Source organism: Streptomyces scopuliridis RB72, from assembly GCF_000718095.1.
GTDB classification, from domain to species: Bacteria; Actinomycetota; Actinomycetes; order Streptomycetales; family Streptomycetaceae; genus Streptomyces; species Streptomyces scopuliridis.
Window position 1 is genome coordinate 115,368 of the sequence record NZ_JOEI01000012.1, and the last position, 25,916, is coordinate 141,283.

The following is a 25,916-nucleotide window of genomic DNA, read 5'->3' on the forward strand; positions in this document are numbered from 1 at the left end:
ACCGCCCGACACCCCCCGTATCTCCCTTACCGACCCCCGTACCCATCACCGGGAGTACCGCCATGCTCAGAAACCGTCGTTTCGCCGCCTCCGCCGTCGCGGTGGCCGCGATATCCGTTCTCGCCACCTCGTGTACCGGGCAGTCCGGCGCCGACGCGTCCGACGATCCGAACGCCAAGACCTCCATCACCTTCTGGCACGGCTGGAGCGCGCCCGCCGAGGTGAAGGCCATCCAGGAGAACATCGACCGGTTCGAGAAGGCCCATCCGAACATCACGGTGAATGTCGTCGGCAACATCAATGACGACAAGCTCAACCAGGCGCTGCGCGCGGGCGGTTCCAAGGGGCCGGATGTGGTGTCCTCCTTCACCACCTCGAACGTCGGCAAGTTCTGCTCGTCGGGCGCCTTCGCCGATCTGGCCCCGTTCATCGAGAAGTCCAGGCTGGACCTGGAGAAGACCTTCCCCAAGGTGCTCCTGGAGTACACGCGGTTCGAGGGCAAGCGCTGCGCGCTGCCGCTGCTCAGTGACGCGTACGGGCTCTACTACAACAAGGACGCCTTCAAGGAGGCCGGGATCGCCTCCCCGCCGAAGACCATGTCGGAGCTGGCGTCCGTCGCCAAGAAGCTCACGAAGACCAAGGGCGGCAGCTACGAGCAGGTCGGTCTGATGCCGACGTACCACGGCTACGAGACGGTCGTCGACCACTACATGTCCAGCTGGGACCACGCGTACTTCGACAAGGACGGCAAGTCCAACATCGCCAAGGACCCGGCCTTCGCGAAGATGTTCACATACCAGAAGAAGCTGGTCGATGACCTCGGCGGCTACCAGAAGCTGGAGAAGTTCCGCTCCACGTTCGGTGACGAGTGGGGCTCCAAGCACCCGTTCCACACCGGCCAGGTGGCCATGCAGCTGGACGGCGAGTGGCGGCTCGGCATGGCCGAGGACGCCAAGGTGCCGTTCGAGATCGGGGTCGCGCCGATGCCGGTGGCGGACGACGAGGCGGACAGCTACGGCAAGGGCTTCCTCTCCGGCACGATCATGGGGATCGCGCCGCAGAGCAAGAAGCAGAACGCCGCATGGGAGCTGGTGAAGTACATGACGACCGACACCGAGGCGGTCGTCCAGTTCGCGAACGGCATCCGCAATGTGCCCTCGACGCTGGACGCGCTCACATCGCCCGGCCTGAAGTTCGACCCGCGCTTCAAGACCTTCCTCGACATCGCGCAGCATCCCAAGTCCAGTACCCCGCCGGCCGCCGTCAACGGCTCGACGTACCAGCAGACGCTCCAGGACTTCGGGTTCCAGTACGAGCAGGGCAAGGTGAAGGATCTCCAGGCCGGTCTGGAGAAGACCGCCCAGCAGATCGACCGTGACATCGAGCAGGCCCAGTAGCGGGCCGGGAAGTCAACCGATGTCCACGCACACGCTCCGTTCGAAGCGCCGCAGGTCGGCGCTTCGGACGGCGGCGTTCATGTCGCCCTGGTTGATCGGCTTCACCGTCTTCTTCGCGTATCCGCTGATCTCGACCGTCTACTTCTCCTTCATGAAGTACGACGGCTTCAACTCGCCCGTCTGGAACGGTCTGGGGAACTGGTCGTACGTCTTCAGCGACTACCCGATGTTCTGGCCGTCCCTGCGCAACACCCTCTGGCTCGTCGTGATCATGGTGACCTGCCGGGTCGTCTTCGGTCTCGGCATCGGCATGCTGATCACCAAGATCAAGACGGGTACGGGGATCTTCCGCACCCTCTTCTATCTGCCGTATCTGGCGCCGCCGGTCGCCGCGACGCTCGCGTTCGTCTTCCTGCTCAACCCGGGTACGGGGCCGGTCAACACCATTCTCGGGGAGCTCGGCCTGCCGACCCCCGGCTGGTTCAACGACCCCGGCTGGTCCAAGCCCGCGCTCACCCTGCTGGCCGTGTGGGGCATCGGCGACCTGATGGTGATCTTCATGGCCGCGCTGCTCGACGTACCGAAGGAGCAGTACGAGGCGGCGGAGCTGGACGGCGCGTCGGCCTGGCACCGCTTCCGGTACGTGACCCTGCCGAACATCTCGCCGATCGTGATGTTCGCGGTGGTCACCGGCGTCATCTCGGCGATGCAGTACTACTCCCAGCCGCTCGTCGCGGGCAAGGTCGCCTCCGGCGTCATCGGGGGCTCCGGACAGCAGTTCGAGCCCGGCTATCCGGACAAGTCCACGCTGACCCTGCCGCAGCTGGTCTACAACCTGGGCTTCCAGCGCTTCGACTACGGCGCCGCCTGTGTGGTCGCGCTCGTCCTGTTCGCGCTGGCCATGGCCTTCACGGCGCTGCTGATGCGGCGGCGCGGCGGACTGATCGGATCGGGTGACTGAGATGACAACACTCCTCGGCCGGCCCGGCTCGCCGACGACCACCGCGCCCGACGCGCCGGACCGTACGCCCGCCGCCCGCGCCGCGCGCCGCAAGGCGCTGCTGCACTGGATCGCCGTGCACTCCCTGGGGGTCGCGGCCGCGCTCTTCTTCGTGCTGCCGTTCGTCTTCCTCTTCCTGACCTCGGTGATGAGCGACCATCAGGCGCTCACCCGCGATCTGACCCCCAACTCCTGGGAGTGGGGCAACTACGCGAAGGTGTTCGACACCCCGGGCTTTCTGACCTGGTGGAAGAACACCCTGCTGTACGCGGGGCTGGGCACCGTCCTGTCGGTGCTCTCCTCGATCCCGGTGGCGTACGCGCTCGCCAAGTTCCGCTTCCGCGGCCGGCAGCTGTCGCTGATGCTCGTCATCTCGATGATGATGCTGCCGCCCCAGGTGATCATCATTCCGATGTATCTGTTCTGGGCGAAGCAGCTCGATCTGTCAGGCTCGCTCTGGCCGCTGATCATCCCAATGGCGTTCGGTGACGCGTTCTCCATCTTCCTGCTGCGCCAGTTCCTGCTGACGATCCCCAACGAGTACCTGGACGCGGCGAAGGTCGACGGCTGCGGCGAGTTCCGTACGCTGATCAGGGTCGTCCTGCCGATGGCGAAGCCCGGGATCGCGGCCGTCGCACTGTTCCAGTTCTTCTACGCCTGGAACGACTACTTCGGCCCGCAGATCTACGCCTCGGAGAACCCGGCCGCCTGGACGCTCAGTTACGGCCTGGAGTCCTTCAAGGGCGCACACCATACCGACTGGAATCTGACCATGGCCGCGACCGTACTGGTCATGGCCCCTGTGATCCTCGTGTTCTTCTTCGCCCAGAAGGCGTTCGTCGAGGGAGTCACACTGACCGGAGTGAAGGGCTGAGAACCATGAAGCTCGCCGTGGTAGGCGGAGGATCGACCTACACACCCGAACTCATCGACGGATTCTCTCGGTTGAGGGACACCCTGCCGATCGAGGAACTCGTACTGGTCGACCCCGCGGCCGACCGTCTTGAGCTGGTCGGGGGGCTGGCCCGGCGTATCTTCGCCAAGCAGGGCCATCCCGGCCGTATCACCACCACCTCGGACGTGGACGCGGGCGTCGCCGGCGCCGACGCGGTGCTGCTCCAGCTGCGGGTCGGCGGACAGGCCGCGCGCAACCAGGACGAGACCTGGCCGCTGGAGTGCGGCTGCGTCGGGCAGGAGACGACAGGCGCGGGCGGTCTCGCCAAGGCGCTGCGTACGGTCCCGGTCGTCCTCGACATCGCGGAGCGGGTGCGGCGCGCCAACCCCGACGCGTGGATCATCGACTTCACCAACCCGGTGGGGATCGTGACCCGGGCGCTGCTCCAGGCCGGCCACAAGGCCGTGGGCCTGTGCAATGTGGCGATCGGTTTCCAGCGCAGGTTCGCGAAGCTGCTCGACGTCGCGCCCTCCGAGGTGTACTTGGAGCATGTGGGGCTGAACCATCTGACCTGGGAGCGTGGCGTACGGCTCGGCGGCCCCGGCGGCGCGGACCTGCTGCCCAGGCTGCTGGCCGAGCACGGCGACTCGCTCGCGGCCGATCTGCGGCTGCCGCGCGCGGTGCTGGACCGGCTCGGGGTGGTGCCCTCGTACTATCTGCGCTACTTCTACGCGCACGACGAGGTCGTACGGGAGCTGCGGACCAAGCCGTCCCGGGCCGCCGAGGTGGCCGAGATGGAGAAGCAGCTGCTGGAGATGTACGGCGACCCCGCGCTGGACGAGAAGCCGGAGCTGCTGTCCAAGCGCGGCGGCGCCTTCTACTCGGAGGCCGCGGTGGATCTGGCCGCTTCGCTGCTGCGCGGCGGCGGCAGCCCTGTCCAGGTGGTCAACACGTACAACAACGGCACGCTGCCGTTCCTGGCCGACGACGCGGTGATCGAGGTCCAGGCACGGGTGGACACGACGGGCGCGGTGCCGCTCCCGGTGGCCGCGCTGGATCCGCTGTACGCGGGCCTGATCGCGAATGTCACGGCATACGAGGACCTGGCGCTGGAGGCCGCGCTGCACGGCGGCCGTGACCGCGTCTTCAAGGCGCTGCTCTCGCACCCGCTGATCGGCCAGTACGAGTACGCCGAGGCGCTCACCGACCAGCTGATCGCCCACAACCGGGAGCATCTCGCGTGGGTGTGAGCGTGGCGGTGAGCACTGCCGGCGAGACGGTGGGGCGCGCGAGCGTCCTGGCCGTCGACGCCGGGAACAGCAAGACCGATGTGGCCGTGATCGGCGCCGACGGCTCGGTGCTCGGCACGGCCCGCGGGGGCGGCTTCCAGCCCCCGGTCGTCGGGATCGAGGCGGCGGTCGACGCGCTGGCGGTGACGGTCGCCGAGGCCGCCTCGGCGGCCGGGCTGCCGGAGCGCGATCTCGTCGGCCATGTGTCGGCGTGTCTCGCCAACGCCGATCTCCCTGTCGAGGAGCGGGAGTTGGCCGAGGCCGTGCAGGCGCGCGGCTGGGGGCGTACGACGGAGGTACGCAACGACACCTTCGCGATACTGCGCGCCGGTCTGCCGACCGGCGCGGAGCCGCGGGGTGTGGCCGTCGTCTGTGGCGCGGGCATCAACTGCGTGGGGATGCTGCCGGACGGCCGTACCGCGCGGTTCCCCGCGATCGGGCGGATCTCCGGTGACTGGGGCGGCGGTTCGGGCCTCGCGGAGGAGGCCCTGTGGTTCGCGGCGCGGGCCGAGGACGGCCGCGGCGAGCCGACGGAGCTGGTACGGACACTGCCCGGCCACTTCGGGCTCGGCTCGATGTACGAGCTGATCGAGGCGCTGCATCGGGGGCATATCCCGTTCGCACGCCGGCATGAGCTGACGCCGGTGCTGTTCGCGACGAGCGCGGCGGGCGACGCGGTGGCCCGTTCCGTGGTCGACCGGCTGGCCGAGGAGGTCGTCGTGCTGGCCGCGGTGGCGCTCGGCAAGCTCGGGCTGCTCGACGAGGAGGTGCCGGTGCTGCTGGGCGGCAGTGTCCTGGCGGCCCGTCATCCGCAGCTCGACGCCCGGATCGCGGAGCTGCTGGCGGCCAGGGCGCCCAAGGCGGTCATCGGAGTCGTGACGGCGCCGCCGGTGCTGGGGGCCGCGCTGCTCGGTCTCGACCAGGTGGGGGCGAGCGCGGAGGCGCACGCCAGGCTCGGGGCCCATTACGCCTGACCCGGTTACGCCCGGCCCGGGACGCCGCAGGACGGGATCCGGGCGGGCCGAACGCGTACGAAAGCCCCGTGAACGGGAACCGCTCACGGGGCTCCGGCGTATTCATGAGGGGAAACGGCGGGAAGACGGCGGCAAGCCCGACCGGCCGCGGTCGGCGCGAGCAGGACAAGATCCAGTCAACCCTGGTGTAGTTGTCAGTGCCTGCGGCCATACTGCTGACCTGGAGTTGTCTCCCGACCCGCAGGGGACGGGCCGCCGTCGTCCATGACCAAGGGGGAGGTCACGTGACAAACCAGCCGAATGTGCGCCCCGCGCCACCGTCGGCCCCGCAGCACGCGCCGGCGCAGCCTCCGATGCCTCCGTCGGCTCCGCAAGCCGGTCCGCCGCCCGCGCGCCGCGCGGCGTGGGCGGAGACGACGGAGCGGCTGCGCGCGGCCGCGACGACCGAGCCCGGCCGGCTGCGGATCATCGGCGCGGCCCTGGCCCTGCTGGTCGTGGCCTTCGGGGCGGTGACGGCATGGGAGGCGTCGGACCGGTTCACCGCCGCCGATGACGTGGTGAACCGCAGTCAGCCGCTGAGCGTGGACGCGGCGGACATCTACCGCTCGCTGGCCGACGCGGACACAGCCGCGGCGAGCGGCTTCCTGGCGGGCGCTCCGGAGCCCGCCGACATACAGAAGACGTACCGTACGGACATCACGACCGCGTCCGGGCTGCTGATCACGGCCGCCACGCACACGGACGGTGCCAGCGAGTCGGGCCGTCAGATCGCCACGCTCAACGAGGGGCTGCCGCGCTACACCGGCCTGATCGAGCAGGCCCGCGCCTACAACCGGCAGGGGCTGCCGCTGGGCGGCGCCTATCTGCGGTACGCGAACCAGCTGATGACCAACGAGCTGCTGCCCGCCGCCGAGAAGCTGTACGCGGCGGAGACGGACCGGCTCGCGACGGACAATGACGACGCGCGGCTGTGGCCGTTCGTCTCGACGGCGCTGGGGGCGCTGGCGTTCGGCGGTCTCTTCTGGGCCCAGCGGCGCAACTACCTGCGGACGAACCGGGTGTTCAACCACGGTCTGCTCGCCGCCACCGCCGCCTCCACGGTCCTGCTGCTCTGGCTGGCCGCCGCGCAGACCGTCGCGCGCTCGGACCTGGACAACGCGCAGACGCACGGCCAGGCATCGCTGAAGGTCCTCAACGACGCGCGGATCAACTCGCTCAAGGCCCGCGCGAATGAGAACCTCACCCTGGTCGCGAGGGGCGCCGTCCTCAACGAGGACAACAAGGACAAGTACGAGACGGACTACACCACGGGCATGGACAAGCTCAGCGTCGCGCTCGGCAGGGCCAAGGAGCTCGCCGACAACAGCGACGGACGTACACCGGTGAACGACGCGATCGCCTCGGTCTCCGAATGGCGCGGGCGCCACGCCCTGGCCAGCAAGGCCGACAAGGCCGGTGACTACAAGACCGCGCTGGCGAAGGTGATCGGGACGAAGGACGCCACGGGCGAGTCCTTCCGCCAGAAGGACTCCACCGGCGAGTCCTTCCGCCAGGTCGACTCGTCGCTGAAGCTGGCGATCGAGCTGGAGCAGAAGGAGTTCGACACCTACGCCTCGGACGGTCTCGGCGCACTGGACGGTCTGGCGATCGGGGCCGGCGCACTGGCTCTGGTGGCCGCGGTGGGCACGGTCCTGGGGATCGGCCGCAGGCTTTCGGAGTACCGGTGAGAGGGGGAGGGATGACCTCGACGGACAGGTCGCGCCGGCCGCGCGGCCCCGGCCCGTTCCGCGGACTCCGCGGCTGGGGCGGTGTCTCGGCCATGGCGGGCGCCTGTGTGCTGACGGCCGCGGTCACCCTGCTGCCGCTGACCCGTACGACCTCGGAGGAAACGGAGCGCTCCGAGCAGCGCATCGCCACGGCCCTGCCCGCGAAGGCCGACGACTGCCCGTCCCCGGAGGCCAGTCTCCGGCCCGTCGACGACGACAACGCGCCCGGCGTCAAGGCGATCAGAGACCGTACGGGTGATGACCGCAAGCTGATCGTCGGGGTCGACCAGAACAGCTACCGCTGGGGCGCCCGCAACCCGGACACCGGCGATCTGGAGGGCTTCGACATCGATCTCGCGAAGGCCATAGCGACGGACATACTGGGCAGTCCGGACGCCATCGTCTTCCGTACCATCCCCACCAACCAGCGGATCGAGGCGCTGAAGAGTGGCACGGTGGACCTGGTCGTCCGGACGATGACGATCACCTGCGAGCGACTCAAGGACGTCTCCTTTTCCACCGCCTACTTCCAGACGGGCCAGCAGATACTGGTCCCCAAGGGGTCGACCATCACGGGGTACGACGAATCGCTGGCCGGGAAGCGGGTCTGCACGGCCGAGGGTTCGATCGCGAACGAGACACTGAAGAGTGAATCGTTCGGCGCGATATTCGAGGACGAGAATGAGGGGAAGCCTTCGGACAAGGACCAGTTGACGGTGCCCAACCAGCTCGACTGCCTGGTCCGGCTCCAGTTGGGCGAGGTCGACGCGCTGATGACGGACAACGCCCTCGCGGCCGGCCAGGCCGCCCAGGACCCGGCGGTCGAGCTGCGCGGGAAGCCGCTCAAGCCGGAGTACTACGGTGTCGCCGCCAAGCGCGGCAACGACGACCTGGTGCGCCGGGTGAACCATGTGCTGGAGGAGTACCGCGCGGGCGGGCCCAACAGCCCCTGGATGACGTCGTACAGGGAGTGGCTGGCGGCCGGGCTGCCGGGCATCACGAAGCCGCCCACGGCCGCGTACAGGGACTGAGGGGCCAGGGACTGAGGGGCCAGAGACTGAAGGGCCAGGGACTGAGGGGCCAGCGGCCGGGACCAGCGGCCGAGGATCATCGGGATGTGTCGCGCCGCGCCGGCGTTCCGGCAGGGCCGAAGAGACGAGCGGAGAGGTGAGCGATGGGCGTCACGGGTTCCTTCCCCGACTCGACGGGGAGGCCACCGGGACCGGTGATGGACCGGGACGAGGTGGACCGCGCCCTGTCACGCCTCGAAGCGGAGTACGAGGCGATCGAGACGTCGCTGCTCGCCCTCCAGGACCACGCGGGCCGCAGACTCCTCGAAGGCGCCGAGCTGACCGGCGTCACCAGGGACCGCTGGGCCTCCGCCGAGCTGTCGATCACCCTGCTCTGGACGTACTTCGACAGCTACACCGCGGCGCTGAACGGGGCGCGCGAGGCGCGCGCCAGACGGCGCTGGCCCAACCGCGACGATCTGCTGGAGCTGACGGAGGCACTGCGCGGCCGTGCTGTCGTGATCGCGGGCGCCGCCGGGCAGCGGCCCGCGTCCCTCACGGGACCGGCGAAGCTCTCCGAGCGCTTCACGCTCGCGGAGCTGGTGGCCAGGATGAACGAGCTGTACGCGTCATCCCTGGACATGGTCGTGGCCGCCGACTCGGTGTGGTCCGCGCTGCCCGCGCGCATCGATCTGCTCTCCGCGGAGCTGCGGCGCACCCGCTCGCTGGCGCACTCCGTCGGCGTACGGCCCGGCGAGCATCCGGCCGGTGACGACCTGGAGTCGATCACGCGGGAACTGAGCACGCTGCGCGACCAGGTGATCTCCGATCCGCTGGCGTTCTGGCGGCCCGCGCCCGGCAGTTCGGCGCCGGGCGGCGGCCGTCCCGACACCGAGCGGTACGACCGGGCCGCCCGCGCGCTGGAGGACGTACGGCGCGAGATCGAGGCGGTCCTGCGAGTGCGCCAGGACTCCGAGGAACGGCTGATGCGGCTGCGGGACGTACTGTCGCGCGCGGACCGTACGCTCACCGAGGCCCGGTCGGCGCGCGGCGAGGTGCTGGCGAAGATCGCCGCCTCCGAGGTGCCCGCGGTGAGCGGTCCGCCGACGGCCCTTCAGGAACGGCTCTCGACCGCCGCCGAGTACCGCAGACACGCCCAGTGGCACCGGCTCTCGCCGCTCCTGGAGTCGCTGGAGCGGGACGCCGAGGACGAACTGCTGCGGGCCCGCGAGTCCTTGACCGCGGTCACGGCACCGCTGGCGGTCCGCGCGGAGCTGCGCGGCCGGCTGGACGCCTACAAGGCGAAGGTCGCCCGGCACGGACTGGCCGAGGACCCGGTGCTGATCGAACGGTACGACGCGGCGCGCCGGATGCTGTGGAGCGCGCCGTGCGATCTGCGCGTGGCCGAGGAGGCGGTGCTGCGCTATCAGCGGGCGGCGGCGGATGTGCTGGTCCCCCGCGGGCCCGGACCCGCGGACCGCAGGGGGGACTCATGACGGAGCGAGGCGCGACAGGGATGTCAGCGGGCCGACGGGGGGACAGATGAGCGGGACGAACGCATGCCAGCGCCCCGGCTGCGAGGGTTCGTACGAAGACATGGGCGGCGGTGAGCTGTACTGCGACACCTGCGGTCTGGCGCCCGTCGTCTCACCCAACGGATCGCTGTCCTCGCCGCCCACCGGCATCACGGGCGGCGGCCGGAGCAGCGGTTCCGGGCGTGGCTCGTCCTCGCGCTCGTCGTCCGGCTCCTCCGCACGGGCCTCCTCGCGGAGTTCCTCACGCTCCTCCACGTCCCGGCGCTCGGTCTCCGGCCGGCTCTCGCGCACGCTCTCCGGGCGGCTGTCGACCCAGTCGGTGTCGGTACGCAGCTCCGGCTCGTCCACGGCCGCGTCGGGCCGTAACCGGCTGGGCGCGGGCCTTGTCTCCGTACCGGACGTACCGCGCCCGGACCCGCGCTCCGCGGTGATGGAGCACCCGGAAGTGCCCGAGCGCAAGCGGTTCTGCTCGCGCTCGGACTGCGGGGCGCCGGTGGGCCGTGCGCGCGGGGACCGGCCGGGGCGGACGGAAGGGTTCTGCACCAAGTGCGGGCACCCGTACTCGTTCGTGCCGAAGCTGCACGAGGGCAATATCGTGCACGGCCAGTACGAGGTGGTGGGGTGTCTGGCCCACGGCGGTCTGGGCTGGGTCTATCTCGCGATCGACCGCGCGGTCTCGGACCGCTGGGTGGTCCTCAAGGGTCTGCTGGACACCGGCGACCAGGACGCCATGGAGGCGGCGATCTCCGAGCGCCGCTTCCTCGCGGAGATCGAGCACTCCAACATCGTCCGTATCTACAACTTCGTGGAACATCTCGACCAGCGCACCGGCTCCATGGACGGCTACATAGTCATGGAGTACGTCGGCGGCAAGTCGCTCAAGGAGATCGCCAACGAGCGGCGCACCGCCGCGGGCAAGCGCGATCCGCTGCCGGTGGAGCAGGCGTGCGCGTACGGCATCGAGGCGCTGGAGGCGCTCGGCCATCTGCACAGCCGCAATCTGCTGTACTGCGACTTCAAGGTCGACAACGCGATCCAGACCGAGGATCAGCTCAAGCTCATCGACATGGGCGCGGTCCGCAGGATGGACGACAACGAGTCGGCGATCTACGGCACCGTCGGCTATCAGGCGCCCGAGGTCGCGGAGGTCGGCCCGTCGGTGGCCTCCGACCTGTACACGGTCGCCCGCACCCTGGCCGTGCTGACCTTCGATTTCCAGGGCTACACAAACGTGTTCGTGGACTCGCTCCCGGACCCGGACAATATCGAGGTCTTCCGGACGTACGAGTCCTTCTACCGGCTGCTGGTCCGGGCGACGGACCCGGATCCGGCGCGGCGCTTCTCCTCGGCGCGGGAGATGGCGGAGCAGCTGACGGGCGTGCTGCGGGAGGTGGTGGCGCTGCAGACGGGGCGTCCGCGTCCCTCGCTGTCGACGCTGTTCGGTCCCGAGCTGCGGGTCACGGACACGGAGCTGTTCGCGGAGCTGACCGAGGAGGTCTCACGGCTGGGGGCGCGGCCCGAACCGGCGCGGGGCGGCGGCCTGTTCGGGCGGCGCGCCAGAGCGGCGGGCCCGGCCCTCACGGGCGGCAACGGGACGGGGGCCGGGGCGGTCCTGCCGTCGGGGGCCGGGGCTGGGGGCAGTCCTGGGGGCGGTGCGGTCGCGCTTCCGGCGCCGGGCGCACGGCCCGGCGTTCCCGGAGCCGGTGGACTCGTCCCGGCGGCCCCGCCGTATCTGCCGGCGCCCCGCACCGAGGCGGCCCCGGGCGCGATGGCTCCCGGGGCGGGCGTCTCGGGTATCACGAGCCCCACGGGCCCGGGCGTGCCGCGGCTCGCGCCGCTCGACACCCGCGCGGTCGCGCTGGCACTGCCCGTACCGAGAGTCGATCCGAACGATCCGAACGCCGGATTCCTCGCCGGTCTGCTCGCCTCGGCCCCCGCCGAGCTGATCACCGCGCTGGCCGCCGCCCCCGCCGACTCCGTCGAGCGCGGACTGCGCGAGCTGCGCGCCCGGCTGGAGATGGGTGAACTGGGCACGGCCGCCACGTCGTTGGCCGCCCTGGAGGAGCGGCGTCCGGACGACTGGCGGGTCGTCTGGTACCGGGGCGTCGCCTCGCTCGCCACGGGCGACCACGAGACCGCGGCGCTCTCCTTCGACGCGATATACGACGCGTTCCCCGGCGAGCCGGCCCCGAAGCTGGCGCTGGGTGTCTGCGCCGAGGTGCTCGGCCAGCTGGACAACGCCGCCGAGTACTACCGCCTGGTCTGGACGACCGATCCGAGCTATGTCAGCGCGGCGTTCGGCCTCGCCCGGGTGCAGCTGGCCGCCGGTGACCGGGCCGGTGCCGTACGGTCCCTGGAGTCCGTGCCCGAGGCGTCGATCCACTACACGGCGGCGCGGGTCGCTGCCGTACGGGCCAGGCTGCGGCAGCGTGGGGCGCCGGCGGCCGCCGCAGGTCCCGGCCAGGAGCGGCCGCTGATCGACGATCTGACGGCGGCGGCCCATCAGGTGTCCGCGCTCCAGCAGTTCGGTCTGGACGCGGTACGGCGCGAGCAGTTGTCGACAGAGGTACTGGGGACGGCCCTGGACTGGGTACTCTCCGGTAGTCCCGGCTCCCGTCCGGTGCGGGCCGTGCTGCTCGGCAGTGAACTGGACGAGCGTGGGCTGCGTTTCGGACTGGAACGCTCGTACCGGGTACTCGCCCGGCTCGCTCAGCGCGGCGAGGAGAGGATCGAACTGGTGGAGCGGGCCAACCGTTTCCGCCCCCGGACGTGGGTGTGATTGATGTCCCAGAAGCCCGAGTCGGCGCAGCTGCCGACCTGCCCCAGCTGCGAGGAGCCGCTGGAGTCCGGCGACCTGTTCTGCGGCGCGTGCGGTTACGACCTGTCGGTCGTGCCACCGCGCCCGGACGACAGACCGACCCTCGTGATGAACGGCCTGGGACCGGCGGAGCCCGAGGCCCGCGTGCCCGATGCCCCGGTGGCCGGTGCTCCGGTGAGTGGCGCTCCGGTGGCCGGTGTGGAGTGGCCCACGGTCACGGGCACCGACAGCTCGGGTACGCCGGCGCCGCTGCATCTGCCGGAAGAGCTGCTGGGGCTGGAGTCGAGCGGCTCGCGGCTGCCCGCCCATCCAGGTGACTTCGAGCTGCCCGCGCCCGGCGCCGTGGTCCGGGACAGCTCGGCGCGCGACTACGCGCATCAGGAGAGCACGGGCCCGGCGAGCACAGCCCCAGAGAGCGCCGGCCCCGAGAGCGCCGGCCCCGAGAGCGCCGGCCCGGAGAGCCCGAACCGGGACGTCGCCGATCCGCGCACCGCGGACCCCGGCGCGGCGCTCCCGTCCGGCGGCAAGCTCTGTGTCGCCTGCCGGGCAGGACGGGTCGACACGGACGGCTACTGCGAGAACTGCGGACACGCCCAGCCGCGCGAACGTGACCATGTGGAGCAGGAGTTGGGCGCGGTGGCGGCCGTCAGCGACCGCGGGCTGCGCCATCACCGCAACGAGGACGCGTTCGCCGTGTCGTCCGCCGCCCTGCCGGACGGCTCCCCCGCCGTGGTCGCGGTCGTCTGTGACGGTGTGTCGTCCGCGACCCGCCCCGACGAGGCCTCGGCCGCGGCGGCCGCCTCGGCGAACGAGTCCCTGCTGGCCGCGCTGGAGCGCGGTACGCATCCGCAGCAGTCGATGCACGAGGCGATCGTGGTCGCGGCGGAGGCGGTCAACGCCCTGGCCACGGCCCCGGGCGGCGGAATGGAACACGACCCGCACCGCCACCAGAACGCCCCCGCGTGCACCATCGTCGGCGCGGTGGTCGCCGGCGGTCTGCTGGTCGTCGGCTGGATCGGCGACAGCCGGGCGTACTGGATCCCCGACGACCGCGGCGGCCCGCCCGCCCGGCTCACCGAGGACGACTCCTGGGCCGCGCAGATGGTCGCGGCGGGTCTGATGAACGAGACGGAGGCGTACGCGGACGCCCGCGCCCACGCCATCACCGGCTGGCTCGGCGCCGACGCGTACGAACTGGAGCCGCACACCGCCTCGTTCAAGCCGGACCGGCCCGGTGTGGTGGTGGTCTGCACGGACGGTCTGTGGAACTACGCGGAGGGCGCCGACGAGATGGCCAGGGCCCTGCCGGCCGACGCGTCGCAACGGCCGCTGCACGCCGCCCAGGTACTGGTCGGGCACGCGCTCGACGGTGGGGGCCACGACAACGTAACAGTGGCGGTGCTGCCGTTCGCCCTGCCACCGCAAGGGGCAGGATCCGCCTACAGCTCGGCGTGAGTCCCGATCTCGATCACGCATGCCCTTGAACTGACCGATTACTGATCAATTGAAGACCTTTTACTGCCCCTTTCACTGACTTGTCTCTGCTGTGTGGAGCGTCAAGGAGCCGATACAGATGGCGAACTTCTCCAAGTCGAACGTGCCGCGGTTCTCCGTCGACGTGTACCAGAACGAATACCTGCCGGAAGGCGGGCGCGAGGTCAACGCGATCGTCACGGTCACCTCAACAGGGGGCGGCACGACCGGTGGAGTGCCATTGGCAGGAGCCTCGTCCACGCCCTCCGCCCTTCCCGGGCACAGCCCGAACGCGGCCGTGGTGATCATGGTCGACTGTTCGGGGTCCATGGACTACCCGCCGACGAAGATGCGCAACGCGCGCGACGCCACGGCCGCCGCCGTCGACACCCTGCGCGACGGCGTCGCCTTCGCGATCGTCGACGGTACGCATGTGGCGAGGGAGGTCTTCCCGGGCAACGGGAGACTCGCGATCGCCGACAGACAGACCAGAGCCCAGGCCAAGGAGGCGCTGCGCCGGCTGAGCGCGGGCGGCGGTACGGCCATCGGCACCTGGCTGCGGCTCGCCGACCGGCTGCTGGCCACGGCCGATGTCCCCATCCGGCACGGCATCCTGCTCACCGACGGCCGTAACGAGCACGAGGCGCCGGAGGATCTGAAGGCCGCGCTCGACTCCTGCGCGGGACGGTTCACCTGTGACGCCCGCGGTGTCAGCACGGACTGGGAGGTGAAGGAGGTCACGGCCATCGCCTCCGCGCTGCTCGGGACCGCCGATATCGTCGCCGATCCGGCCGGCCTGGCCGCGGACTTCACCAGCATGATGGAGAACGCGATGGGCAAGGAGATCGCGGATGTGGCGCTGCGGCTGTGGACACCCGTCGGCGTGGAGATCGCCTTCGTCAAGCAGGTGGCACCCACGGTCGAGGAGCTGACCGGCCGGCGTACGGAGGCGGGGCCGCGGGCCGGGGACTACCCCACCGGGTCCTGGGGTGACGAATCGCGCGATTACCACCTGTGTGTACGGGTTCCGGAGGCCGGGATCGGCCAGGAGATGCTCGCCGCGCGGGTCTCGCTGATCCTTCCCACGCCGGGCGGCGGCGCTCCCGAGGTGCTGTCGCAGGGGCTCGTACGGGCGGTGTGGACGGACGACATGGCGGCCTCCACCTCGATAAACCCCCAGGTCGCGCACTACACGGGTCAAGCCGAACTGGCGCAAGTCATCCAACAGGGTCTGGATGCACGTAAGTCGGGCGATTTCGACGGCGCGACCGCGAAACTGGGACGTGCGGTGCAGCTCGCCGCGTCGTCGGGGAACGCCGATACCGCGAAATTGCTTTCGAAGGTGGTGGACGTCGTCGATGCGGCGACAGGTACTGTGCGACTGAAGGCGAAGGTCGCGGACGCGGACGAGATGACCCTCGAAACGCGCTCCACCAAGACCGTTCGCGTCAAGAAGTAACCGCGCGACGAAGCGCGTAACGAAGCATCCGCGCAACCAAGAGTCCGCTGCACGAAGAGTTCGCGGTACGGAGACACAGAGAACAGCGGCCTGCGGGCCGGACGAGGAGAGGGGGAAGCGCCGACATGCCGACCTGCCCGAACGGACACCAGTCGGGTTCCGACGACTGGTGCGAGGTCTGCGGCCATCGCATGGCCGGTCCTGGCGCTCCCACGGGTGCCGTACCACCACCTCCCCCGCCGCCGCCCGCGCCGGGCTACGGCTATCCGCCGGGCCCCGGCCCGGGCGCCACCGCCCAGGCCGAGCTGTGCCCGCAGTGCCGCACTCCACGCGAGCCCATGGCTCCGTTCTGCGAGGAGTGCCGCTGGAACTTCCTGACGAACACGGCGACGTCGTACACCCCGCTGGCTCCCCAGCAGCCGAGCCCCGGCAGTCCCGTGCCCGGGCTGAACCTGCCGCCGGGCTTCCAGGCCCAGCAGCCGCCCCGGCCGCCGGATCCGTACGAGTACCAGGGCTCGCGGCCCTCGCAGCTGAACCGGCCCGCCGAACCGCTGTCGCCCGAGCCGCCGTCGCCGCCTCCGGCGCCCTCGCCGCAGAACCCGCACCAGCAGGGGCCGCCGCCTCCGCCGCCGTATCAGCAGCAGGGACCGCCGCCTCCGCCCGCCTTCCAGCAGCAGTCGCCTGCCCCGCAGGCGCCCTCGCCGGCGCGGCCGGCCGACGACGACTGGATGCTGCCGCCGCCCTCGGCGGCATCCGGCCCGGCCCAGCCCCAGGCCCCGGCCCATCCCCAGGCACCGCAGTCGCATCAGCAGTCGCCGTCGTCACAGCAGTCGCAGGCACACCCTCAGGCGCAGGTGCCCCAGCAGCACGACCCGATGCGGCAGTACCAGCAGGCACCGGCCACCTGGACGGCGGTCATCGGCCCCGACCGTGAGTACTTCATGGCGATGATGCAGCGCAGCGGCCCCGAGGCCACCGGGCTGAATCTGCCGGCGTACTCCCCCGAGCAGCATCTTCCGCTGGCCGGGAACCAGGTCTCCATCGGCCGCCGCCGGCACTCCACCGGTGAGTCCCCGGAGATCGACCTGTCCGTCCCGCCGGAGGATCCGGGCGTCTCGCACCAGCACGCGGTCCTGGTCCACCAGCCGGACGGCAGCTGGGCCGTGGTCGACCAGAACTCGACCAACGGCACCACGCTCAACGGCGCCGAGGACCCGATACAGCCCTATGTCCCCGTCCCGCTCAAGGACGGCGACCGGGTGCATGTCGGCGCCTGGACGACCATCACGATCCGTCGAGGCTGACACCGCCGGGGCTGAGGGGCCATACGTACGGCCCCGCCGGGTCGTCCAGCCAGGCCCACTGACGGCCGCCGGTGATGGTGACGCCGAACCGTTCCCGTTCCGGGCGGCGCTCGCGCTCCCAGAGGGAGAGCGCCTCGTGCGGATCCAGGCTGCCCGAGGTCAGGGTGAGCAGGAAGCGGAAGAGTTCGTTCTCGCTGGCGCGCCTCGGCAGTCCGCCGAGGGGCCGGCGTGCCAGGGCTCTGCTCCCGGGCACGCCGCGCAGCGGTACGAAGTAGGCGGCGGTGTTCAGGAAGTGCCCCTCCGCGCAGGTGCCGCGCTCCCCCTCACCGCGCCCTCCCGCACCGCCCTGCGCGCCGTTCCCGTGCGCCCCCCTCCCGACAAGGAGGTTGATCAGTCCGGTGGCGAGCGGTGCCAGGATCCGCGCCCCCGGCCGGCACTGTGCCAGCCAGGCCGTCGGCACCGACGGCAACGTGCAGGTCGCGATGATCCGGTCGAACGGAGCGCGCTCCGGGCAGCCGCGCGCGCCGTCGCCGGTGATGACGGCGGGCCGGTAGCCGGCCGCGGCGAGATGGCTGCGGGCGGACTCGGTGATCTCGGGATCGACATCGACGGTGGTGACGAGTTCGTCGTTCAGCCGGTGACAGAGGAGGGCGGCGTTGTAGCCGCTGCCCGCGCCGATCTCCAGGACGCGGTCCCCGTCCCGTACGTCCAGCTCCACCAGCATCCGGGCCATCAGCGAGGGCTGGCTGCTGGACGAGATGAGCTCGCCGTCGCGCACCCGGGTCGCGAGCGGCGCGTCCGCGTACGCCCCGCGCAGCCAGCGGCGGCGCCGCGCCGGGTCGGGGTCACCGCTCCACAGCCGGTCGTAGCCACCGGGGCGGCCGACGAAGTAGTACGGCACGAAGAGATGGCGCGGTACCGCCTCGAACGCCGCCCGCCAGGCCGGGTCGTCGAGCGCGCCGGTCACGGCGATCTCCCGGATCAGCCCGGCGCGTGCGTCGGCGACGTCCGCCTCGTCCGGCGGCCCGTACACGTCCTCCCGGTGTGCGCCCATCTCTCCACTGTCCTGGGTGAGCGGCCGGGAAGCGAGTGGGCCTTGGCATCTGCGCGCCAGTATCGGACAGGCGGGACTTTGAAGACAGGCCCTAGGCCGGAGGTCCTCCGCCGGGCCGTCTGAGACCATGGACTGGTGAACGAGATTCCGCGGGGCACGCTTCAGGAGCAGACCTTCTACGAGCAGGTCGGCGGCGAGGAGACCTTCCGGCGCCTGGTCCACCGGTTCTACCAGGGGGTGGCCGAGGATCCGCTGCTGCGGCCGATGTACCCCGAGGAGGATCTGGGCCCCGCCGAGGAGCGGCTCGCGCTCTTCCTGATGCAGTACTGGGGCGGCCCCCGCACCTACAGCGACAACCGCGGCCACCCCCGGCTGCGGATGCGCCACGCCCCGTTCACGGTGGACAGCGCCGCGCACGACGCCTGGCTCAAGCACATGCGGGTGGCCGTCGAGGAGCTGGGGCTCTCCGAGGCGCATCAGCGGCAGCTGTGGGACTACCTCACCTACGCCGCCGCCTCCATGGTCAACACCGCGGGCTGATCTCCCCCGCGGGTCCCCCTTCTTTTTGGGACGTGTTCAGAGCGGGGTGACCGTGAGGCCGCCGATCCCCGCGCGCCGTACCGCGATCGAGCCGTACGGCGTGCGGAGCCGGAGCCAGCTGCCCGACTCCAGCAGCGCCACCGGCTGTTCCTCGACGGGCGCGGCGGCCGGCACCATCGCGCGGACCGGCCGAAGGAACCCCAGCGACTGCGCGGCATGCACGGCCCGCAGCGGCAGACGCGTGTCGCCGAGGGTCCGGGACCAGATCTCCCGGCCGATGCGGTCGCGTTCCGCACGGGTCCTGTCGCCGGGCGACAACTGCTCGTCGCGGGACCGGAATTCGGCGACCGCGACGGTCAGCGCACGGCGCATGGCGTCCGCGCCGGGCAGCCCAGGCACCTGCCGCCAGCCGCCGCGCGGCGGCAGCACCCCGGCCCAGGGAGGGCCGGTGACGGCCGCCGGGACGACCGCGCTGCCCGCCGCCTCGTCGATCGCTTCGAGGAGTTCCCCGGCGGAGACGGTGACATCGAGCACGTACGGCGCGGCGAGCCTGGCCGTCCGGATGGCGAGCACCTCGAAGGACGCCGGCCGGCCGAACACGGCGAGCGCGCCGCCCCCGGCCTGGAGCCGTACCGCGGCGGCGCGGTCGTAGTGGATCAGCCGGGCGAGGAAGGCGCCGAGATCGGCCGCCTCCCGCGCGTCGGCGAACTCCACTGTCCGCTCGGGCGCTGTCATGCCGCGAGCGCGTCCTTGTCCTCGGCGTCCTCGGCACTCTTGTTCGTGCCGGTGGCGTCGTCGTCGAGGTACTTCAGGAGATACATCCTCTCCTCCTCGGTGATCCGCCGGGGCCGCCCGGCCGCCAGGTCGTACGGCACGACGACCGTCGAGGCCCGTACGTACACCTGGCCCTCGTCCTTGATCTCGTACGCGATCGTCAGCGACGCGGCGTTGATCTTCGTCACCCACGACTCGATGGTCACCGGCTCGTGCCGGTGGACCAGCGGGCGCTTGTAGTCGATCTCGTGCCGGGCCACCACGGACCCACCGGAGAAGGACGGCGAGCCGTCCCCCGGCGCCAGCCGGAACATGAAGTCGATACGGGCCTCCTCCAGATAACTGATGAAGACCGCGTTGTTGACGTGCCCGAAGGCGTCCATGTCCGACCAGCGGAGCGGGCAGCTGTAGAAGTGGCGGGACATCTCAGCCTCGCGTCAGCTTCTTGTAGGTGGCGCGGTGCGGACGGGCGGCGTCCGCACCGAGCCGCTCGACCTTGTTCTTCTCGTACGACTCGAAGTTGCCCTCGAACCAGAACCACTTGGACTCGCCCTCGTACGCCAGGATGTGCGTGGCGACCCTGTCCAGGAACCACCGGTCGTGGGAGACGACCACGGCCGCGCCGGGGAACTCCAGCAGCGCGTTCTCCAGCGAGGACAGCGTCTCGACGTCCAGGTCGTTCGTCGGCTCGTCGAGGAGCAGCAGATTGCCGCCCTGCTTGAGGGTCAGCGCCAGGTTCAGCCGGTTGCGCTCACCGCCGGAGAGCACACCGGCCGGCTTCTGCTGGTCCGGGCCCTTGAAGCCGAAGGCGGAGACATAGGCGCGCGAGGGCATCTCGACCTGGCCGACATTGATGTAGTCCAGCTCGTCGGAGACGACCGCCCACAGCGTCTTCTTCGGGTCGATGTTGCCGCGGCCCTGGTCGGCGTAGCTGATCTTGACCGTGTCGCCGACCTTGATGGTGCCGGAGTCCGGCTCCTCGATGCCCTGGATCATCTTGAAGAGCGTGGTCTTGCCGGCGCCGTTCGGGCCGATGACCCCGACGATGCCGTTGCGCGGGAGCGAGAACGACAGGTCGTCGATCAGGACCTTCTCGCCGAACGCCTTGGAGAGGTTCTCCACCTCGACGACGACGCTGCCGAGCCGGGGGCCCGGCGGGATCTGGATCTCCTCGAAGTCCAGCTTCCGCATCTTGTCGGCCTCGGCGGCCATCTCCTCGTAACGGGCCAGTCGTGCCTTGGACTTGGCCTGCCGCCCCTTGGCGTTGGAGCGGACCCACTCCAGCTCGTCCTTGAGCCGCTTGGCGCGCTTGGCGTCCTTCTGGCCCTCGACCTTGAGACGGGCCTGCTTGGTCTCCAGGTACTTGGAGTAGTTGCCCTCGTAGCCGTGGAGACGGCCGCGGTCGACCTCGCAGATCCACCCGGCGACATTGTCGAGGAAGTACCGGTCGTGGGTGACGGCGACGACGGTGCCGGGGTACTTGGCGAGGTGCTGCTCCAGCCACTGCACGGACTCGGCGTCCAGGTGGTTGGTGGGCTCGTCGAGGAGCAGCAGGTCGGGGGCTTCGAGCAGCAGCTTGCAGAGCGCGACGCGACGGCGCTCACCACCGGAGAGGTTGGTGACGGGCCAGTCGCCGGGCGGGCAGCCGAGCGCGTCCATGGCCTGTTCGAGCTGGGTGTCCAGGTCCCACGCGTTGGCGTGGTCGAGGTCCTCCTGGAGCTTGCCCATCTCCTCCATCAGCGCGTCGGAGTAGTCGGTCGCCATCAGCTCGGCCACTTCGTTGAAGCGGTTGAGCTTGCCCATGATCTCGGCGGCGCCGTCCTGGACGTTCTGCAGGACGGTCTTGGACTCGTCCAGCGGCGGTTCCTGGAGGAGCATGCCGACGGTGTATCCCGGGGAGAGGAACGCGTCACCGTTGGACGGCTGCTCCAGACCCGCCATGATCTTCAGCACGGTGGACTTACCGGCGCCGTTCGGACCCACCACACCGATCTTCGCGCCCGGCAGGAAGCTCAGCGTCACGTCATCGAGGATGACCTTGTCGCCGTGCGCCTTACGCGTCTTGCGCATCGTGTAGATGTACTCAGCCAAGAGAAACCGTCCGGCAATCGAGAAGGGCCAATGTGCGGCTCCGCCGCGTGAGGGCAGATACACGCCATCTTGCCGCATGTCCATCCCCTGATGGAAACCAGTACCGCTCCCCGGACCTCTCCCAGGGCCTCTCTCAAGCCCGTGGCCCCCGGCACGCGGGTGCGTACCGGGGGCCACGGGCTGCGAGGTCTCACTCAGCGCGAGATGTCGCTCACTCTCCGGGAGTCGAAGGAGTGGCCGCGTTCTTCTTACGGAGAAGGAACACGGCGCCGCCGCCGAGCACGACGAGCGCGATCGCGATGCCCGCGATGACCGGGGTCGCGCTGGAGGAGCCGGTCTCCGCGAGGTTGTCCGTGGCACCGGTGGAGGAGCCGCCGGCCGAGGCCGGGAGGGGCTCCGAGGACTCCTGCTGGGTCACGGGGCCCGAGTCGCTGGTGGTCAGGCAGTCCAGGACGCCCTTGAAGTTCTGCGTGAACCCGGCGGGTCCGGTGATGGTGAAGTCGTACGCCTCGTCCTCGCCGACCGGGACGGTGACGGTCTTGGACTCACCGGCCGGGACCGAGTGCTCGGTGCCCTTGAGCTCGAAGACGAACGGCTCGTCGCCCTTGTTGGTGGCGGTGATGTCGACGCCACCCTCGGCGCAGTTCTTCTGCGCGGTCACGGCGGGGATCGCGCCCTGCTCGGCCCAGGTCGCGGTCGCCGTCGCCGAGACCGTGGACTCGCTGGACCCGGCCAGGATCTGCGTCTGGCTCTTGGTCACACCGGCGAAGGCGCGGCCGACCGGTACGGAGGTCGTGGCCTGCACGCCGAGCGAGGCGGTGCCGTCGGAGGCGTCGGACGGGACGTCGAAGTACAGCTGCGTGCCGTTGGCGGCGGTGGTGACCGGGGCGCCGTCCTTGTCCGTGATCGTGACGCCGCTGGCGGCGGCGTCGGCGGGCGGCGTGACGGTGACACCGGCGGCGTCGGTGTGGACCGTGATCGGGCCGAGCTTCTCACCGGCCTTGCCGGAGACCGCGCCGGGCTGGAGCGTGAGGGACGCCTTGGGCTCGGCGGCGTCCTGGGCGCTCTTCTCCAGCCAGTCGGCGAGCTTCTCGGCCGCCGGGTCGCTGGCGTCGACATCGGCGTTGTCCGAGTAGCGCCAGATGGCGACCTGGGTGCCCGCCGCCGCCGTCTTCTCGGTGAGCGGCCCGGTCTCCGCGCTCTGGGCGAGCGCCGAGAGGTCGTCTATCTGCGGGTAGGAGTGCTCCAGGATCCAGCGGATCTTGCCGGCGTTCTTGTTGGCGCCGAGCGAGGTCTGATCCCAGGGGGTCTCCAGGTACTTCGCCTGGTCCTGCGTGGGGTTGTGGATATCGATGCAGTACGTCTTGAGCTTGCCGCCGCCGTCCACGGTCATCTCGAACAGCCCGGCGGGGAGTTGCTGGTCCTTGCCGTCGTTGTGGAGCACGGCGCCGTCGTAGGTCTTCAGTCCGTCGAGGGTGGCCGCGGCGCCGCCCTGATGCTGGGGGACCTCGTCGGCGGTGGCCGCCCCGGCGCCGGCCACCGAGCCCATGGCCACCAGTCCCGAGACGAGTACCGCGGCGGCGAGACGGGCGGCGCCTCGCCTCCGTACGGATGACGCAGATATCGCAGAAAACACAGAATTCCCCTTCGGGCGAGGTTCTTTCGCGGTGAACGCGTGGGGGGATGCCTCGCCAGCAGACTCAAGTGCCCCGTGAGTACTCGCGAATCCTATGGACGGCGAGAACCGCCGGAGTCCACTCACGCACTCTGATAACCGTTCCGAATCGGAATCGTTATCGACACTCCGGCAGAGCTATGCAAGGCGACCGAGTATATCGACATGTCTCCACAACTCACGCTCAGGGAACGGCAGTCGACGCCGTGACCAGCGCGCGGGCGGATGCCGCGTCCGGCGCCCGGTCCCGCGTCCCGTCCGGCGTCCCGTCCGGCATGGGAATCGGCACCTGGTCCGGTCCCTGAAGCCCCGCCCGCCCCCGCTCCTCCCCCTCCGTCGCGGACTTGTGACGCTCCGTCAGGGAAGGAGTCGCCCTGGTCACGCGTCTGAACGCGGCCGTCCCCCGCGTCAGATCGTGTCCGACCGCCACCGCGTCGATCTCCACCGATGTCCGGCGCTGCCCTTCCCGTTCGTCCTCCCGTACGCGCAATCGGCCGTGCACCACCAGCGGCTCACCGACGGAGACCGAGGCGGCCAGATTCGCCCCCAGCGTCCGCCACGCCCACACCGTGTAGAAGCTCGTGGGCCCGTCCGCCCAGCCGTTCTTCTGCCGGTCCCAGCGCCGCCCGGTCACCGCGAATCGAAACCGGGCCACCCCGCCCGAGGCCGACTCCCTGAATTCCACCCCTGTTGCGACATTCCCCACCACGGTTACCACGGTGTCGTTCATAACGGCCCCTCCCCGTCCGGCTGCATTGACTGATCCCATGCTGGACCGGATGGAAAGAATGCGCTGTCGCCTGTGCATTACCTGTCAGTTGTGGAAAACCCCGTCACCCGTTCACCGGTCCGGCATCGCCCCCGCCGACCCCGCCGGCCGCCTCATCCGCCCGAGCGGGAAACGGTCACGTACTGCTCCCGCACCTCCCGGTAGCGCATCAGCTCCGCCGAGATCGGGTCCAGCACCCTCGCCCGCCCGCAGGCCGCCGCCGCCTCGCGCAGCCGCCGCTCGGCGTCCTGCCCGTACCGCCGCGCCGGCCCCATCGCGGCCGCCCCGCACGCCCACTCCACGAACGGCCCGCCGACGATCCCGGCGAGCATCACCAGCACGGGCGGCAGCAGCCCCGGTTCCAGTACGCCGATGATCTGCCCCACCAGCCACAGCGCGCCGTAGATCTGGAGCAGCGTCATGGATGCCTGCGCCAGCACCGCGGCGGGCCACCAGGTGGGCCGCGGCGGCCGGCTGCTCGGGGTCGCCGCCGTCAGCGCCAGCTCGTCCAGCGCCTCCGGCAGCCCCTCCGCGCCCCGCGCCGCCGCCTCGCGCACGGAGTGCGCCCAAGGCGCGGGCAGCCCGGCGGACGCCTCCTCCGCCACCGTACGTACGGCCTGTTCGACCCGCTGGCGTGCCGTCAGCTCCTCCTCCGCGGTCTCCGGGGGCCGCGACGTCTGGCCGCCGGGCATCCGCGTGGACTCGTACCACCGCCACAGCCGCAGCCAGGGCGTCCCGCACGCGCGCCCCGCGTTCCTGCGCCAGGCGCGCTCCGCCGCCTCGCCCGCGGCCACCGCGCCGACCGCCCAGGCCAGCCGGTCGGCGAACTGCTCACGGGAACGCTCGCCGAGTCCGGCACGCCCCTCGGCGACGTACGCGGACCGCAGCCGCCACGCCGCCGCGTCCACATCGGCGGAGAGCCGCCGTTCCGCGGCGTTCCGCTCCTGGACGAACCGTCCCAGCAGCTCGCGCAGTTCGCCCACGCCGTGCCCGCTGAGCGCGGAGACCGCGAGGACCGTGGCGCCGGGCTCGCCGTGTTCGCCGAGGGCCATCCCGTCCTCGTCCAGCAGCCGGCGCAGATCGTCGAGCACCTGGTCGGCGGCGTCGCCGGGCAGCCGGTCGATCTGGTTGAGCACGATGAAGGTGATCTCCGCGTGGCCGGCGAGCGGTCGCAGATAGCGCTCGTGCAGCGCGGCGTCCGCGTACTTCTCGGGATCGACGACCCAGATCACCGCGTCCACGAGCGCGAGCACCCGGTCCACCTGCTCGCGGTGGCGGACGACGGCCGAGTCGTGGTCGGGGAGATCGACGAGGACCAGGCCGTGCAGCTCCTCGTCGCCGTCCCCGCCCGCCAGCGGCTTGCGCCGCAGCCGTCCGGGGATGGCCAGCCGGTCGAGCAGCCCCGCAGCTCCCTCGGACCAGACGCAGGCGATGGGGGCGGAGGTGGTGGGTCTGCGCAGGCCCGTCTCCGAGATCGGCACCTCGGCCAGGGCGTTGAACAGCGTCGATTTGCCGCTGCCCGTCGCTCCCGCGATGGCGACGACGGTATGGCGCGAGGAGAGCCGCTGACGGGCGGACGCCTCGTCCAGTACGCGCCCGGCCTCGGCAAGTACGGACCCTTCGAGCCGGGTCCTCGACAGTCCCACCAGCTCGCCCAGGGCGTCGAGACGTACCCGCAGGGAGCCGCCGTACGCGCCCCCGATGGGCGTGTGGGCCTCGGACTCGTCCGAACCGTCCCCCGGGCCGCCGTCCAGCCCGTCCACGCCGCTGAGGCCGTCCGGAGAGCCCTTCCCGCCGGCGCGGCGGGCGATCAGCCCGTCGTCCCAGCCGCCGGCGGAGCCGCCGGGCTCGTCGGGGGCGGGTTCGAAGGCGACGGACTCGGGGCCCTCATGGGGCTCTTCGGACTCCACGGCCTCGTCGGGCTCCCGGGGCTCCCCGGATTCCTCGGATTTGACCGACTTCATAAATTTCGCGGGCTTCATGAATTTCGCGAACTTCCCGGACTTCCCGGGCTCCGTGGCATTCTCGGCGCCCTCCACTCCATTCTCAGAAGCCTTATCAACGCCAGCAGCCCCAGCAGCCCCGGCAGCCCT

20 protein-coding genes are annotated in these 25,916 nt (G+C 70.8%); 13 read left to right on the forward strand and 7 right to left on the reverse strand.

The window, feature by feature from the left end; translation table 11 throughout:
• Nucleotides 1-62 precede the first annotated feature (62 nt).
• The 12 genes from IF11_RS0116765 (at nucleotide 63) to IF11_RS0116825 (ending at nucleotide 16,920) form a co-directional block, all read left to right on the forward strand.
• A complete protein-coding gene (locus tag IF11_RS0116765; protein WP_030352410.1) occupies nucleotides 63-1,397 on the forward strand; it encodes an ABC transporter substrate-binding protein in 1,335 nt (444 codons plus the stop codon).
• A 19-nt stretch (nucleotides 1,398-1,416) separates the two neighbouring features.
• Entirely contained in the window at nucleotides 1,417-2,358 is a 942-nt protein-coding gene (locus tag IF11_RS0116770; RefSeq protein WP_030352411.1) for a carbohydrate ABC transporter permease, read from the forward strand.
• Between the two features lies 1 nt (nucleotide 2,359).
• Nucleotides 2,360-3,271, forward strand: a complete 912-nt coding sequence (locus IF11_RS0116775) for a carbohydrate ABC transporter permease (protein WP_030352412.1) — start codon at nucleotides 2,360-2,362, stop codon at nucleotides 3,269-3,271.
• Between the two features lie 5 nt (nucleotides 3,272-3,276).
• The gene (locus IF11_RS0116780; protein WP_030352413.1) at nucleotides 3,277-4,542 is read left to right on the forward strand and encodes a 6-phospho-beta-glucosidase; all 1,266 of its coding nucleotides are present in this window, start codon (nucleotides 3,277-3,279) and stop codon (nucleotides 4,540-4,542) included.
• 2 nt (nucleotides 4,543-4,544) lie between these two features.
• Complete coding sequence (locus IF11_RS0116785) at nucleotides 4,545-5,555, forward strand: N-acetylglucosamine kinase (protein ID WP_407706446.1); 1,011 nt, start codon at nucleotides 4,545-4,547, stop codon at nucleotides 5,553-5,555.
• Between the two features lie 284 nt (nucleotides 5,556-5,839).
• Nucleotides 5,840-7,282, forward strand: a complete 1,443-nt coding sequence (locus IF11_RS0116790) for a hypothetical protein (RefSeq protein ID WP_030352415.1) — start codon at nucleotides 5,840-5,842, stop codon at nucleotides 7,280-7,282.
• Between the two features lie 11 nt (nucleotides 7,283-7,293).
• Nucleotides 7,294-8,352 (forward strand): glutamate ABC transporter substrate-binding protein, encoded by a 1,059-nt coding sequence (locus IF11_RS0116795; protein ID WP_030352416.1) that lies wholly within the window; start codon nucleotides 7,294-7,296, stop codon nucleotides 8,350-8,352.
• Nucleotides 8,353-8,495: 143 nt separating this feature from the next.
• Nucleotides 8,496-9,827, forward strand: coding sequence for a hypothetical protein (locus IF11_RS0116800; protein ID WP_030352417.1), 1,332 nt, complete (start codon nucleotides 8,496-8,498; stop codon nucleotides 9,825-9,827).
• A gap of 46 nt (nucleotides 9,828-9,873) precedes the next feature.
• Nucleotides 9,874-12,645: a serine/threonine-protein kinase gene (locus IF11_RS0116810; protein WP_078490731.1), complete on the forward strand. Its 2,772-nt coding sequence runs from the start codon at nucleotides 9,874-9,876 to the stop codon at nucleotides 12,643-12,645.
• Between the two features lie 3 nt (nucleotides 12,646-12,648).
• Nucleotides 12,649-14,139, forward strand: a complete 1,491-nt coding sequence (locus tag IF11_RS0116815) for a PP2C family protein-serine/threonine phosphatase (protein WP_030352419.1) — start codon at nucleotides 12,649-12,651, stop codon at nucleotides 14,137-14,139.
• Between the two features lie 118 nt (nucleotides 14,140-14,257).
• Nucleotides 14,258-15,616, forward strand: coding sequence for a vWA domain-containing protein (locus IF11_RS0116820; RefSeq protein ID WP_030352420.1), 1,359 nt, complete (start codon nucleotides 14,258-14,260; stop codon nucleotides 15,614-15,616).
• A 125-nt stretch (nucleotides 15,617-15,741) separates the two neighbouring features.
• Nucleotides 15,742-16,920 carry an FHA domain-containing protein gene (locus tag IF11_RS0116825; protein ID WP_030352421.1) on the forward strand — a complete coding sequence of 393 codons (1,179 nt, stop codon included), beginning with the start codon at nucleotides 15,742-15,744 and terminating at the stop codon, nucleotides 16,918-16,920.
• On the opposite strand, the gene IF11_RS0116830 is transcribed toward IF11_RS0116825, so the two are convergent.
• Nucleotides 16,901-17,974, reverse strand: a complete 1,074-nt coding sequence (locus IF11_RS0116830; protein WP_030352422.1) for a methyltransferase domain-containing protein — start codon at nucleotides 17,972-17,974, stop codon at nucleotides 16,901-16,903. The two genes, IF11_RS0116825 and IF11_RS0116830, sit on opposite strands and share 20 nt — an antisense overlap.
• 135 nt (nucleotides 17,975-18,109) lie before the next feature.
• Between IF11_RS0116830 and IF11_RS0116835 the strand changes: the two genes are divergently transcribed.
• Nucleotides 18,110-18,514 carry a globin gene (locus IF11_RS0116835; RefSeq protein WP_030352423.1) on the forward strand — a complete coding sequence of 135 codons (405 nt, stop codon included), beginning with the start codon at nucleotides 18,110-18,112 and terminating at the stop codon, nucleotides 18,512-18,514.
• A gap of 36 nt (nucleotides 18,515-18,550) precedes the next feature.
• Here the strand turns inward: IF11_RS0116835 and IF11_RS0116840 are convergent, their stop codons facing one another.
• The 6 genes from IF11_RS0116840 to IF11_RS0116865 form a co-directional block, all read right to left on the reverse strand.
• Nucleotides 18,551-19,249, reverse strand: a complete 699-nt coding sequence (locus IF11_RS0116840) for a DUF8010 domain-containing protein (protein ID WP_030352424.1) — start codon at nucleotides 19,247-19,249, stop codon at nucleotides 18,551-18,553.
• Nucleotides 19,246-19,713, reverse strand: a complete 468-nt coding sequence (locus IF11_RS0116845) for an acyl-CoA thioesterase (protein WP_030352425.1) — start codon at nucleotides 19,711-19,713, stop codon at nucleotides 19,246-19,248. The genes IF11_RS0116840 and IF11_RS0116845 overlap by 4 nt, the downstream gene beginning before the upstream one ends.
• Nucleotide 19,714: 1 nt before the next feature.
• On the reverse strand, nucleotides 19,715-21,379 hold the full coding sequence (gene ettA / locus IF11_RS0116850) for an energy-dependent translational throttle protein EttA (RefSeq protein ID WP_030352426.1): 1,665 nt from the start codon (nucleotides 21,377-21,379) through the stop codon (nucleotides 19,715-19,717).
• Nucleotides 21,380-21,590: 211 nt separating this feature from the next.
• Nucleotides 21,591-23,015: a Cys-Gln thioester bond-forming surface protein gene (locus IF11_RS0116855; RefSeq protein ID WP_240627687.1), complete on the reverse strand. Its 1,425-nt coding sequence runs from the start codon at nucleotides 23,013-23,015 to the stop codon at nucleotides 21,591-21,593.
• A gap of 223 nt (nucleotides 23,016-23,238) precedes the next feature.
• Nucleotides 23,239-23,784: a single-stranded DNA-binding protein gene (locus IF11_RS0116860; RefSeq protein ID WP_078490733.1), complete on the reverse strand. Its 546-nt coding sequence runs from the start codon at nucleotides 23,782-23,784 to the stop codon at nucleotides 23,239-23,241.
• 152 nt (nucleotides 23,785-23,936) lie between these two features.
• A complete protein-coding gene (locus IF11_RS0116865) occupies nucleotides 23,937-25,787 on the reverse strand; it encodes a YfjP family GTPase (protein ID WP_030352429.1) in 1,851 nt (616 codons plus the stop codon).
• Nucleotides 25,788-25,916: the final 129 nt, after the last annotated feature.

What these genes read in the sequence shown, in the direction of transcription:
- IF11_RS0116860 (WP_078490733.1), bottom strand. Translation starts at nt 23,784, where the DNA reads ATGAACGACACCGTGGTAACCGTGGTGGGGAATGTCGCAACAGGGGTG.
- IF11_RS0116765 (WP_030352410.1), top strand. Translation starts at nt 63, where the DNA reads ATGCTCAGAAACCGTCGTTTCGCCGCCTCCGCCGTCGCGGTGGCCGCG.
- IF11_RS0116770 (WP_030352411.1), top strand. Translation starts at nt 1,417, where the DNA reads ATGTCCACGCACACGCTCCGTTCGAAGCGCCGCAGGTCGGCGCTTCGG.
- IF11_RS0116780 (WP_030352413.1), top strand. Translation starts at nt 3,277, where the DNA reads ATGAAGCTCGCCGTGGTAGGCGGAGGATCGACCTACACACCCGAACTC.
- IF11_RS0116830 (WP_030352422.1), bottom strand. Translation starts at nt 17,974, where the DNA reads ATGGGCGCACACCGGGAGGACGTGTACGGGCCGCCGGACGAGGCGGAC.
- IF11_RS0116800 (WP_030352417.1), top strand. Translation starts at nt 8,496, where the DNA reads ATGGGCGTCACGGGTTCCTTCCCCGACTCGACGGGGAGGCCACCGGGA.
- IF11_RS0116775 (WP_030352412.1), top strand. Translation starts at nt 2,360, where the DNA reads ATGACAACACTCCTCGGCCGGCCCGGCTCGCCGACGACCACCGCGCCC.
- IF11_RS0116865 (WP_030352429.1), bottom strand. Translation starts at nt 25,787, where the DNA reads ATGAAGTCGGTCAAATCCGAGGAATCCGGGGAGCCCCGGGAGCCCGAC.
- IF11_RS0116810 (WP_078490731.1), top strand. Translation starts at nt 9,874, where the DNA reads ATGAGCGGGACGAACGCATGCCAGCGCCCCGGCTGCGAGGGTTCGTAC.
- IF11_RS0116840 (WP_030352424.1), bottom strand. Translation starts at nt 19,249, where the DNA reads ATGACAGCGCCCGAGCGGACAGTGGAGTTCGCCGACGCGCGGGAGGCG.
- IF11_RS0116815 (WP_030352419.1), top strand. Translation starts at nt 12,649, where the DNA reads ATGTCCCAGAAGCCCGAGTCGGCGCAGCTGCCGACCTGCCCCAGCTGC.
- IF11_RS0116820 (WP_030352420.1), top strand. Translation starts at nt 14,258, where the DNA reads ATGGCGAACTTCTCCAAGTCGAACGTGCCGCGGTTCTCCGTCGACGTG.
- IF11_RS0116845 (WP_030352425.1), bottom strand. Translation starts at nt 19,713, where the DNA reads ATGTCCCGCCACTTCTACAGCTGCCCGCTCCGCTGGTCGGACATGGAC.
- IF11_RS0116795 (WP_030352416.1), top strand. Translation starts at nt 7,294, where the DNA reads ATGACCTCGACGGACAGGTCGCGCCGGCCGCGCGGCCCCGGCCCGTTC.
- IF11_RS0116825 (WP_030352421.1), top strand. Translation starts at nt 15,742, where the DNA reads ATGCCGACCTGCCCGAACGGACACCAGTCGGGTTCCGACGACTGGTGC.